The 11,786-nt window shown below is 66.1% G+C and carries 9 protein-coding genes, 1 tRNA gene and 1 other RNA gene; 7 read left to right on the top strand and 4 right to left on the bottom strand.

Features of this window, described 5'->3' with window-relative positions; all coding sequences use genetic code 11:
* Window positions 1–22 precede the first annotated feature (22 nt).
* Window positions 23–107, bottom strand: a tRNA-Ser gene (locus tag ARTH_RS02845).
* Between the two features lie 404 nt (window positions 108–511).
* Between ARTH_RS02845 and ARTH_RS02840 the strand changes: the two genes are divergently transcribed.
* The 6 genes from ARTH_RS02840 (at window position 512) to ARTH_RS02820 (ending at window position 7,191) form a co-directional block, all read left to right on the top strand.
* Window positions 512–865 (top strand): hypothetical protein, encoded by a 354-nt coding sequence (locus ARTH_RS02840; RefSeq protein WP_011690424.1) that lies wholly within the window; start codon window positions 512–514, stop codon window positions 863–865.
* A gap of 68 nt (window positions 866–933) precedes the next feature.
* Window positions 934–1,030: signal recognition particle sRNA small type (gene ffs, locus ARTH_RS23255), an RNA gene on the top strand.
* Between the two features lie 51 nt (window positions 1,031–1,081).
* A complete protein-coding gene (locus ARTH_RS02835) occupies window positions 1,082–4,318 on the top strand; it encodes a DNA polymerase III subunit gamma and tau (RefSeq protein WP_011690423.1) in 3,237 nt (1,078 codons plus the stop codon).
* 159 nt (window positions 4,319–4,477) lie between these two features.
* Entirely contained in the window at window positions 4,478–5,077 is a 600-nt protein-coding gene (recR, locus tag ARTH_RS02830; RefSeq protein WP_011690422.1) for a recombination mediator RecR, read from the top strand.
* A 20-nt stretch (window positions 5,078–5,097) separates the two neighbouring features.
* Window positions 5,098–5,685 carry a GNAT family N-acetyltransferase gene (locus ARTH_RS23025; protein WP_011690421.1) on the top strand — a complete coding sequence of 196 codons (588 nt, stop codon included), beginning with the start codon at window positions 5,098–5,100 and terminating at the stop codon, window positions 5,683–5,685.
* A gap of 147 nt (window positions 5,686–5,832) precedes the next feature.
* On the top strand, window positions 5,833–7,191 hold the full coding sequence (locus ARTH_RS02820) for an aspartate kinase (RefSeq protein ID WP_011690420.1): 1,359 nt from the start codon (window positions 5,833–5,835) through the stop codon (window positions 7,189–7,191).
* 127 nt (window positions 7,192–7,318) lie between these two features.
* On the opposite strand, the gene ARTH_RS02815 is transcribed toward ARTH_RS02820, so the two are convergent.
* Both ARTH_RS02815 and ARTH_RS02810 read right to left on the bottom strand, forming a co-directional pair.
* A complete protein-coding gene (locus ARTH_RS02815) occupies window positions 7,319–7,501 on the bottom strand; it encodes a hypothetical protein (protein WP_156810605.1) in 183 nt (60 codons plus the stop codon).
* Between the two features lie 144 nt (window positions 7,502–7,645).
* Window positions 7,646–7,873: a hypothetical protein gene (locus ARTH_RS02810; RefSeq protein ID WP_011690418.1), complete on the bottom strand. Its 228-nt coding sequence runs from the start codon at window positions 7,871–7,873 to the stop codon at window positions 7,646–7,648.
* A gap of 78 nt (window positions 7,874–7,951) precedes the next feature.
* On the opposite strand from ARTH_RS02810, the gene ARTH_RS02805 reads away from it, so the two are divergent.
* Window positions 7,952–8,455: a MarR family winged helix-turn-helix transcriptional regulator gene (locus ARTH_RS02805; RefSeq protein WP_011690417.1), complete on the top strand. Its 504-nt coding sequence runs from the start codon at window positions 7,952–7,954 to the stop codon at window positions 8,453–8,455.
* Between the two features lie 31 nt (window positions 8,456–8,486).
* Here the strand turns inward: ARTH_RS02805 and ARTH_RS02800 are convergent, their stop codons facing one another.
* A complete protein-coding gene (locus tag ARTH_RS02800; protein WP_011690416.1) occupies window positions 8,487–11,507 on the bottom strand; it encodes a S8 family serine peptidase in 3,021 nt (1,006 codons plus the stop codon).
* Window positions 11,508–11,786: the final 279 nt, after the last annotated feature.

The following is an 11,786-nucleotide window of genomic DNA, read 5'->3' as shown; positions in this document are numbered from 1 at the left end:
GTCCGAGGACCGGGGCCAAACGCGGAGAATGGGGGATTTGAACCCCCGAGGGCGTTAACCCAACACGCGTTCCAGGCGTGCGCCATAGGCCGCTAGGCGAATTCTCCAGTAGCTTCTGAATCAAAAGCAGATACTAGAATACCTGAACTTTTCGGCATCACCCAATTGGGCCAAACCGAGCGTTACGGCAGCACACCCGGGCGGCGTCGCCAGCCTGCGCATTTTCCGCCGATCCTGCCGGCCGAAAGTGCCCTTAACGTCAAAATGGACGCCCCCAATGCGCCCACTCTTCCGGCACACCGTTGAGCTGCCGGGTCCGGCCTTCGCGCCAGGCCCTGCAGCTCACAACCTTGAGTTCAACTTGAGATTGCCCCAATCGGTGTACATATCCATGGTCCGCTTTGTACCGGTGATAAGCAAGGGTTCTTCCCCGATATGGGCGGACCGTTATCGACTTGTGCCGCTGATCGCTTACCGGACCCGCTTGCTGAAGTGCTGCCAAAATGGGGCTATGACGCAACTTCACGCCCTGGTCACCTACGTTCCCGCGGACCATGCCGAGGCTGTACTGGCCGCCGCAGGCGACGCGGGCGCCGGACGGATCGGCAACTATTCCCACTGCGCCTTCACAGCCCCCGGCACCGGCCGGTTCACGCCCCTCGCCGGAGCGCGGCCGTTCATCGGCTCGGAAGGCCGCAGCGAACAGGTGGCGGAAGTGAGGATCGAGTGCGTCGTTGAGGAAGAGGTCCTCGAAGCCGTGGTGGCCGCACTTCGCGCAGCCCACCCTTACGAGGAGCCGGCGCTGATGAGCTGGGCGGTCAACGGACACCGCCCGGCCCGGCGGCCGGACGGCGGTGAAGCGTAGTCGAGCGTGCCCGAAAGGGGCCGCCGGCTGCCGATTCGGGGCACACGAAATCATCGGGTAAACTCATTGACGGCCCCTCATGTGGCGTCATCCTGTTGAACTCCCCCAGGACCGGAAGGTAGCAAGGGTAAATGGGCTCTGGCGGGTGCATGGGGGGTCTTTACTATTCCCCCACAGGGCGGCAAACTGTCAGCCCGGATTGGTAGGGTTTTCTCTGTGAGTGTTACAACCGCCCTTTATCGCAGATACCGTCCAGATTCCTTTGCTGACGTTATCGGGCAGGAACACGTCACGGAGCCGCTGATGACGGCGCTGCGAAAAAACCGCGTCAACCACGCCTACCTGTTTTCCGGGCCGCGCGGTTGCGGAAAGACCACTTCGGCCCGCATCCTGGCCCGCTGCCTCAACTGTGCCGAGGGCCCCACTGACACCCCCTGCGGCAAGTGCCCCAGCTGCATAGAGCTTGCGCGCGGCGGCTCCGGCTCCCTCGACGTGATCGAGATCGACGCCGCGAGCCACGGAGGCGTGGATGACGCCCGGGACCTCCGCGAACGCGCCACCTACGCTCCTGTCCGCGACCGGTACAAGATCTTCATCATCGACGAAGCCCACATGGTCACCTCGGCAGGCTTCAACGCCCTGCTCAAGATCGTGGAAGAGCCGCCGGAACACATCAAGTTCATCTTCGCCACCACGGAGCCGGACAAGGTGATCGGCACCATCCGTTCCCGGACCCACCACTACCCGTTCCGGCTGGTTCCGCCCGAGCCCCTCATGGCCTACCTTGAGCTGCTCTGCAACCAGGAAAACGTTCCCGTGGCACCTGGAGTGCTGTCCCTGGTCATCCGGGCCGGCGGCGGCTCCGTCCGGGACTCACTCTCAGTCCTGGACCAGCTTATGGCGGGCGCCGGTCCCACCGGACTGGACTACGAGCTGGCCGTTGCACTGCTGGGCTACACCCACGCGTCCCTGCTGGACGACGTCGTTGAAGCCGTAGCGGCCTCGGATGCCGCCACCGTTTTCCGGGCGGTGGACCGGGTGATCCAGACCGGCCACGATCCGCGCCGCTTCGTGGAGGATCTCCTGGAGCGCTTCCGCGACCTCATCATCGTCCAGGCGATGCCGGAGAGCGCCCAGTCCATCCTGCGCGGGATGCCCGCCGACCAGATCGCCCGCCTGCAGAACCAGGCCCACAACCTTGGCGCAGCCGAGCTGAGCCGGGCGGCGGACGTTACCAACACTGCCCTCACCGAGATGACGGGTGCAACGTCGCCGCGGCTCCACCTCGAGCTGCTGTGCGCCCGCATCCTCCTCCCCACTTCCGAGCAGACCGAACGTGGCATCGCCGCCCGCATCGACCGCGTGGAGCGCCGGCTGAATTACGGCGGGAACGACGTCGGAACTCCCGCCGCTGCTGCAACGGCATCTTCCGCACCGGCACCTTCGGCACCTGTGCCGGCGGCGGTTCCGGCCCCCGCGGCGTCCCCAGTTCCGGCAGCGGCTCCGGCGGCGTCCCTGGCTCCCGCGGCGGTCCCGAGGGCAACATCCGAGACTCCGGCACCGGCTCCTGCAGCATCCGCGCCAGAGCAGCCTGCGGCTCCCGAGGCACCCGCCCGCGAATCCCTCACTCCGCCTCGTGTCTCCACCACCGATTGGCCGGTCGACGAGTCACAGGCGGCGAATCGGAGTGCGTCCGGTCCGGCCCCGTCGCGTCCGGCCGGTCCGCAGCCTGCCGTCCCGGAGGCTGCCTTCCCGCAGGCTCCGGCGGCTCCTGCTGCCGCATCCGGACCTTCAGCGCCGGCTCCAGTCGAACCCGTCGCGGCAGCGCGGACACCCCTGCGGCCCGAAGCAGGCCAGCCAGTGGCGGAGCGCAACGTTCCGGCCCCGAATGCCAGCAGCGACGTGGAAGTGCTCCGCCGTGCCTGGCCTGAAGTCCTGCAAACGCTGAGCAAGATCAAGCGCAGCACGTGGGCGCTTGTGGAACCCAATGCCCAGGTGGGCCAGTTCGATGGCCAGGTGCTCACCCTGGCGTTCACCACCTCCGGGCTGGCGGGTGCTTTCGGCCGGGCCGACCACTCGGAAAATCTTCGCCAGGCCATCCACAAGACCGTGGGTATTGACTGCCAGATCAATGCAGTGTCCGGCGGCGCCAGCAGCTCAGCGAGCTCTGAGCCAAACCCAAAAGCACCGGCTAGCCCGGCGTCGCCGGAGACGCCCGCTGGCCCGAAAGCGCAATCGAAGGCCGCCAGCCCGGAAACGCCGGCGACGCCCGCTGACGTTGCCTGGGGTCTTGCCCCTGCGTCCGCTGCAGCCGTCCCAGATCCCGAGATGAGCCCTGCGCGCACCCACCCGGCCGCTTCCACTGCGGGCGCCGCGGGCGGGCATCCAAGTGCGGACGCCACGCCTGTCCACGCCGCCGGCTCTGCCAACGCGGCCACCGCTGCCGCCGAGCCCAGGCCCGCGCAGGCCGCCCCCGCGCAGGCCGCGCCCGCGCAAGCCGCGCCCGCGCAGGCGGAGTCCGCGCAGGCCGCGCCCGCGCAAGCTGAGCCCGCGCAAGCACCGACTGCACAGCGGCAGCAGGAAGACGCGTCCGGTTCCTACAGCTACCCGGACGACGACTGGGGTCCGCCGCTGGACGAAGATGCTCCCCCGCTGGATGAGGAGCCTCCGATGGACTGGACCCCGTCCGTTCCTGAGCAGTCACGGCCAATCCAGCCGGCCGGAATCCCCGCTTCCGTCAGCTCTTCGCGCACCGCGGACGATACCTCCAACGACGATCCATGGTCCCGCGCCACGGAGGCTGCGCCCGGTGTCTGGACCGTGGGTGCAGAGTCGAACGTCGGCAAGTCCGTAGAAGATCCGGACCGGGCAAGCCTGCCTGTGGTTCCCGAGCCCCGGACGCCGCACTACGAGCCGGCAGCGGCACAGCTCCCCCGGTCCGCGGAGATGCGGGACGAAGCCTCCACCCTCCACAACGGTGAAACCCCGCATCCGGCCGAAGTCCGGCAGCCGGTGGGTGCGCTGTCCGGTGCCGGCAGTTCCGCTGGCGCAGGCTGGGCAACGTCCGCGCAGTATGGTCCCGCCACGGCAACGGACCCGTCGCCGGCAATGTCCGGCCCGGACGTGAGGAGCATCGCGTCACCTGCACCGGCGGCTTACGCATCACCGCAGACCCCGCCTGTCGCTGCCTCGGAGGCCGCTCCCGGCGGGACAGTGAAGCAGAGCCTGTACCAGCGGCTGTCCAACAGCCCCGAGGCCGAAGCCGGCCGGGCCAAGGCCCCCGCGCGGCAGGCGGAGGCCGTCAAGACCTACGTCCAGGACACACCCAGCCCGGACGACGAAACGATTGAGGAATCGGGCGTCTTTGGACGCGCCGCCGTCGAGCGTATTCTGGGCGGAAAGCTGGTGGAGGAACGGTCCTTGGACGGGAGCCCGATCGCACCCCGCTTCTAGCCTGCCCCGCCGGAAAAGCCGCTCTTACCAGGACAGTCACTAACGGGACTCCCACTCAGCGGGCTGACCCTCCGGGCTGTCGACAGGGAACGGCACGCCTGCGTCCGCCGGCCAGCCGACCTACGACCCCAACAAACGATTCAAACGAACGAGGACATTGTGTACGAAGGTGCAGTTCAAGAGCTGATCGACGAGCTTGGCCGCCTTCCCGGCGTGGGACCCAAGTCCGCCCAGCGGCTGGCATTCCACATCCTCGAGGCGGACCCGCAGGACATGAAGCGGCTTGTCGAGGCCATCACCACCGTGAAGGAACGCGTGAAGTTCTGCACGGTGTGCGGCAACGTCACGGAGCAGGAACTGTGCAATATCTGCCGCGATCCGCGCCGTGATCCCTCGATCATTTGCGTTGTGGAGGAATCCAAGGACGTCCTGGCCGTGGAGCGCACCCGTTCATTCCGTGGCCGCTACCACGTCCTGGGCGGCGCGATTAACCCCATAGCCGGCGTGGGCCCGGAGCAGCTGCGGATCAGGGAACTCCTTACCCGGTTGAACGACGGTGCCATCCAGGAAATCATCATCGCCACGGACCCCAACCTCGAAGGTGAGGCCACGGCCACTTATCTGGCCAGGATGCTGAAATCCATCGGCATCACGGTCACCAGGCTTGCCTCGGGCCTGCCGGTGGGCGGCGACCTGGAATACGCGGACGAGGTCACCCTGGGGCGCGCATTCGAGGGCCGCCGCAACGCCCTGAGCTGACCGGGCACTGACGGCAATCCATGGAACCGCTCGCCTCCATCGTCACGCAGCGCTTGGAACTGCGCCTCCTGACGCAGGTCGACGCCGCCGCACTGCGGGGATTTCGGGGACACGCCGATGCCGTCCGCTATCTCTCGCACCAGCCACTGGCCGCAGGACAAACGGACCGGCTCCTCAATGATCTTCTGAGCCGCGCAGAACGCTCAACAGCCGAGTGGTTCCACCTGGGCTGGGCAGTGGTTCTCCGCTCAACGGGAGCCGTGATCGGTGACGGCCGCACGTGGAACACAACCGAACCGCCGCTGCCGGGCGGCCTGCCGGGCCGCTGCGCCAGTCTCGGCTACGTTCTCCACCCCGACTATCACGGCAACGGATACGGCCGCGAGGCCGCCGGGGCTCTTGTCCGTTGGCTCTTCACTGAATGCGGAACCCACACCATCTATGCTGGCGTGTACGAACCCAACACCGCCTCACGGCGCCTCCTCGAAGGTCTGGGCTTCGCCCCGGATCACTACTTCACCGCCAGCCAGGACACACATGGCAAAGCGCTCGCATCTTGGCGCTACCGCCTGGACAGGACGGCATGGACCCTCGCCGGCAACGACTAGCCGGAGATGACTCACGGGAGGCCACCATGCGGTCACAATTCAGCGCCGCGCGGTTCCCGGCGATAAACTGGGCACATCAGTTACGCCGTCGCGCCGTTTTGGTTGCTTGGCCCCGGAACCCCGATTTGATGCAGTGAGGGTGCGCGCATGAGTATGCCCACTACCGAAGTGAAGACAGAGAACCAGCCCTACGTGCTGCCCGTCGCTACTGCCCGCACTAAGCAGCTCATCGTGCAGAAGTTCGGCGGCTCCTCGGTTTCCGACGCGGACGGCATCAAGCGGGTTGCCAAGCGCGTCGTCGACGCCCAAAGGGCAGGCAACGAAGTGGTTGTGGTGGTCTCCGCAATGGGCGACACCACCGACGAACTACTGGACCTCGCCGCCCAGGTCACCGACTCTGCTCCCGCGCGTGAGATGGACATGCTCCTGTCCTCGGGTGAGCGCATCTCCATGGCCCTGGTGGCCATGGCGATCAACAAGCTGGGCGCTTCAGCCCAGTCCTTCACAGGCTCGCAGGCCGGCATGATCACCGACGGCATCCACGGCAAGGCGCGGATCATCGACGTCGACCCCCACCGGATCCGCACCGCCCTGGACAAGGGACACATCGCCATCGTTGCCGGCTTCCAGGGGATGAGCCGCACCACCAACGAGATCACCACCCTTGGACGTGGCGGATCCGATACCACTGCCGTGGCCCTGGCCGCCGCCCTGGACGCCGACGTCTGCGAGATCTACACGGATGTGGATGGTATTTACACTGCGGATCCCCGAGTGGTGCCTTCCGCCCAGAAGATCGACCGCATCTCCAGCGAAGAAATGCTGGAACTGGCCGCATCCGGCGCCAAGATCCTGCACCTGCGCTGCGTGGAATACGCGCGGCGCTTCGGCGTGCCGTTGCACGTGCGTTCTTCATTCAGCCAGAACGAAGGCACCTGGGTCATGCCCGGAGCCGACGACAAGATCACGACTCAAGAGGGAGTTGCCTTGGAGCAGCCAATCATCTCCGGCGTTGCGCACGACCGTTCCGAAGCCAAGGTCACGGTTGTGGGTGTGCCCGACATCCCGGGCAAGGCAGCAGCGATCTTCCAGGTCATCGCCGACGCACACTCCAACATCGACATGATCGTGCAGAACGTTTCCACCCACGGCACGGGCCGGACGGACATCTCCTTCACGCTCCCCATCGTGGAAGGTGCGGATGCCCTTGCTGCCCTCCGTGCGGCACAGCCGGAAATCGGCTTCGAAAACATCGAGTACAACGAGCAGATCGGCAAGCTCTCGCTGATCGGGGCGGGCATGCGCTCCCACCCTGGCGTCTCGGCCACCTTCTTCAAGGCGCTGTCCGACGCCGGCATCAACATCAACATGATCTCGACATCCGAAATTCGCATTTCGGTCGTAACGCACGCCGACCTGCTCGATGATGCAGTCCGGGCCATCCACAAGGCCTTCGACCTGGACAGCGAAGACGAAGCAACTGTTTACGGCGGCACCGGCCGCTAAGACCGGCCCGCCCGGGACGTCGTCGCAGGAGCGGCACAGCTTCAGAGAAAAGTCACAGCACAAGAAGGGCACAGCGGCCTAAGCCGCTGTGCCTTTTCTGTTTTGCCGTTCCTTGCACTGCAACGGGCTATTTGATGTCTTCCTTGCGGACCGCGTAGTGGTGTCCCTCGGAATCCGTCTCCACCTCGAAGTGGGCCAGGTCCTCTTCGGAAGCAGCCTCAAAGTCGTCGTGCCTGTGAACAACGGGCGCGGTCGGATCACCCCGCGTGGCGGGCCCGAAAAAGAACCGCAACTTGTCGGTCTTGCTCATGAAGCGCTGTATCGCCTTTGCCACAATTCCCACCCCCTTTCCCTTTTTCGGGTCAAGCAGTGATGCATTGGCCGGTTGGTACCTGTGCCCATATTTTACGCCCGGGAAGCGAAAAAGGCCCCGGGCGTCAGGGCTGTCGGCGGCCTAGCGAAGGGACTTGTCCTCCGGGTTCCTGGGCACCACGTAAGTGCTGCCATCCGGCCTGCGCATGGTTTCCCATTGCTGGGTCTCCGCTTCGCGCCGGGCAAGGAGGGCCTTGTTCTCGTCGGTCATCTCATGGCCCAAGGAACTGCGGTTGGCCGGCCCGAAGATGGCCCGGAGCTTGCCTGTTGCACGCATGAACCTTTGGGCGGCGTTTTCCTTGTTGGCCATTGTGGATTCCCTTCAGAACGGTCTCGTCCAATCCAGTGTACGCTAATCATTAGCCCACTAACGATTGAGGAGAAGAAGATGAATCAGCGCTCGGCCGCGCCCATCGAAGCGTCTGATGAAGACCTCCTGTTGGAACACCAGCTCTGCTTCGCTTTGACAGTTGCGTCCCGCAGCGTCGTGGGCGCCTACAAACCGGTGCTGGACACCCTCGGGCTGACCCACCCGCAGTACCTTGTGATGCTCTGCCTCTGGGAGTCCAGCCCGCGCTCGGTCCGGGACATCAGCGATGCACTGGCCCAGGAGCCAGCCACCATCTCGCCGCTGTTGCGCCGCCTCGAAGCGGCCGGCTACATCACCCGCGGCCGCGCTGCCGGAAACGAGCGGGCCCTTGCCGTCGGGCTCACCCCGAGCGGCGCGGCCCTCCGGCAGCGGGCGACGGCGGTTCCGGGAACCATGATGGAGCGCCTTGGCCTGACGCGCGGCCAGGTGGGGGCACTCCACCAGGCAATGACCGACCTGATCGCTGCCACCAGGGCCGCGGCCGAACGCGATGCGACTGGACGGGACACCGCCGGGGCCTAGCCCGGCCCCGCGGTTATCCCGCGTCCGCAACTCAAGGCGCTGTCACGGCCACGTTCAGTTGGGTTGACGGTCCCGTACCGTACTTGATCAAGCCCACCCAGTTGCCGGCCTCAAGTCCGGTCCAGGTGGCAGTGAGCTCACCGGTGGCGCCGTTTTCAATGGCGAGCGGGTTCGGACTGACCGTGAGGTTTCCGGCGTCGCCGGCGAGAACCATCGCTTCAACCGAAGCTGCCGTCGCCGCGCCGCCGGGGCTGGCGAACAGGTTGGTGGTCACCTTCCAGTCGCCCGCCACCGGGTCGGGAATGGAGACTGCCTCGTTGGCTGCAGGCGTGGCCCCTGGATAAAGCAGGCCGGCCGGCGAGACCACGTAAAGATCGAAGTCCGCTGCCGGATTGGCGGAGTTGACCGCAAACCTCGCAAGGGAAGAACCTGCCGGCACATTCACGATCTGAACGTCGTTCGATGCGTCCTTGACACCGGTGTAGGGCCCGGGAACCAGGCTGATCGCCGTCGAGCTGGCCTTGGCAAGACCCTTCACGGTCACATCGATGGGCTCGGGACTGCCGGACGTTACCGGGATGACGATGCTGCCGCTTCCGCCGGCGGACGAGGCATTGACGACAGCCGGCGCAACAGCGGTCACCGAACGGATGGCAACCGGCGAACGGACCACGGCCTCGTCCGAGCTCCAGGTAAGTGACCCGCCAACAAAGGCGTCGAGGGCTGCACCGGAGTTCGTGAACTGCACCGTGAACGTGGCTTTCTCGCCTTCTGCCAGGGTCAGCACGTCCGGCGTCACCTCAGCCGTGATCCCGGAAACATCGACCTCTGCACGGTAGCTGCCGGCCGTCAACGCCGTCACCGTCCGGGTGACGGTTTGGGTGCCGGTGAGGCCACCGAGCGCGATGGACGGCAGGTTGACGTCCTTGGCAGCCAGCGGGGCAACTCCCAGCTGATAGCCCAGGCCCTGCAGGAAGCCGAGCCAGTCGCTGGGGCCGGCGTCATACACCAGTCCGGGCGTTGCGATCCGGGCCGGATCGATCTGTCCAGCGCCCTGGGCGAAGACGTCATGGACCGGGGATCCTTCCGCGTCCACGAGATCGTAGGCCGTGGTCATCATCGCTGACTTCACCGTCGCCGCGGACCACAACGGGTTCTTGCCCAGCAACAATGCCCCGAATCCCGCAATATGCGGCGCTGCCATGGACGTTCCGGACAGGAACCCGAAGTTCTGGCCGTTGGACCCGGCAGGCGAGACAGCCGCCAGCACGCCTACCCCCGGAGCTGCAATGTCCGGTTTCAGGAGATCACCGTTGGCCGCAAGGGTGGGCCCGCGGGAGGAGAAACCCGCGATCTGCGGGACCGGCGGCGGGTCCAGTCCCGTGGTGTCAGTGGCCACCAGGCTCGCAGTCAACGCCGCATCAGTCCCGACCGCCTCCTTGATGGCGGGGTCGTCGAGGTGGACCGTGGGAACGCTGTGCAGGTCCACGTCCAGCGAGTTGGGCGTCAGGTTGACCAGGACCATGCCTACGCCGCCTGCCTGGGCCACGGTCATGCTCTTGGCCGTCCGGTCCACCACGCCCCGGTCGCAGACCACGATCTTGCCGGCGGTTTTGGCCGGGTCCAAAGTGCCTGGCGCGCACAGGGCGGCGTTGGCATCGACGGCGTCGGCCGTCTTGACAGCCGCGGCGAGCGCGATGGGCGCATTCGCGACTTCAGTGGACATGATGCTGGCACCGGCGAACTTGTCGCCGCTGGACAACTCCACCGTGCCGCGGAGGCTGCTGCTGTGGGTGGAGGCCGCCACGCTGGTCATCCAGGGAGCAGCATGGTTCACGGTACTGGCGGCCGGGCCTGAGTTGCCGGCCGACGCAGCCACGAAGATTCCTGCCGCCGCGGCATTCAGGAAGGCGATGGACACCGGGTCGACCGTCGAATTGTTGGTTCCGGAGATGGAATAGCTCAGGACGTCGACGCCGTCCCTGATGGCATCCTCGATGGCTTCCACGCCGCTGGAAGCGAAGCAGCCGGTGGTTGCAGGGCTGACACCCTCCCAGCAGACCTTGTAGATGGCGAGCTTCGCCGCGGGGGCAACACCCGATCCCTTGCCGAAGTCCCTGCCGCCGACAGCCTGGCTGACGTCGCTGTTGCCCGCGGCGGTGCTGGCGGTATGGGAACCGTGGTTGTTGATGTCCACGGGCGAGTACGTTTCCTTCGGCGAGCGCAGGCCCGGAGGGACGGCGGACTTGAAGGCCGCGTCGTAGTACCGGGCCCCAATGACCTTGCTGTTGCATTCAGTTCCGGCGAATTGGTCACCCGCCTGACAGACGCCTGCGAACGTGCTTCCGTCCGCTTTCAGCATGGTGATCTGGTTTCCGGCCGACAGGTACGGTTCGCCCACATGGGGAGCTCCCGACAGCGGCTTCACCTGTTCCCCGGCAAAGAACGGGTTACCGGGCGTGTAGCCCGTATCGAGTACGCCCACCACCGTGCCTTTGCCCGCGTTGGCGTCGCCACCAAACTGTTCGGCCCAGACTCCCCCGGGACCCGGCAGGCCCAGGAACTCGGTGCTCGAGTAGTCGATCTTGTACTGGCTGTCCTTAACGACAGCAAGGACGTTTCCGTCCTTCGTTAATGCGTTTGCCTGCTCCGCGGTCAGCTCCGCACTGAAGCCGTTCACTGCCAGCGTGTAACTGTCGTCGATGGCCACGCCTTCCGCCGCGGCCAGCCTGCTCTGCTCTGCCTCCAGGTGTGCCGAGTAGCGCCGGGACTCAGCGCTGTCGGCGTCGAGCTTCCTGCCGTTGGACGCGGCGGTGCCCGGAATGCCCTCGACGCCACCGGTGTAGGCCGCAAGGGGCCTGTCCTTCAGCATGACAATGTAGCGGCCGGCGTCCAAAGACGGCGTTTCTTCCGCTGCGGGATCGGCGGCCGCCCAGGCCGGAGCCGCCAGCCCCTGGCCGATCATCAGGGAAATTCCCAAAGCGACGACGGCGGCGAGGCGGGTGGCTGAATTTCTGCGGTGATCGCGGGAGCCGACAGGCGGGTAAGTCATGACAAACTGCCTCCTAGGTTGCCGGACCGGTGGCGTAGCCGGTCCCACCTCCCGGATGTATCCGTCCACATCGGCGCAACGTGGGCGTGAGGCCATACATCCAGTGATGGGAGAAACATACCGGAGTGGGGCTGCGGAATCGAGATCTTCCGGACAGTTTTAATCTCCCTTGATCTCCGCGCCGGCCGGTTCGCCGGTGCCGCAGTGGGCCGCAGCCCGGGACCCCGGGCCGAACGGCAGGGTTCACCGTGCGGCTCCGGCGATAGAATGGACCAAAAT

It is taken from the genome of Arthrobacter sp. FB24 (assembly GCF_000196235.1).
In the GTDB taxonomy this organism is placed as follows: Bacteria; Actinomycetota; Actinomycetes; order Actinomycetales; family Micrococcaceae; genus Arthrobacter.
The sequence above is the reverse complement of the archived record's forward strand: the minus strand, read 5'-3'. Positions and strand labels throughout refer to the sequence as shown.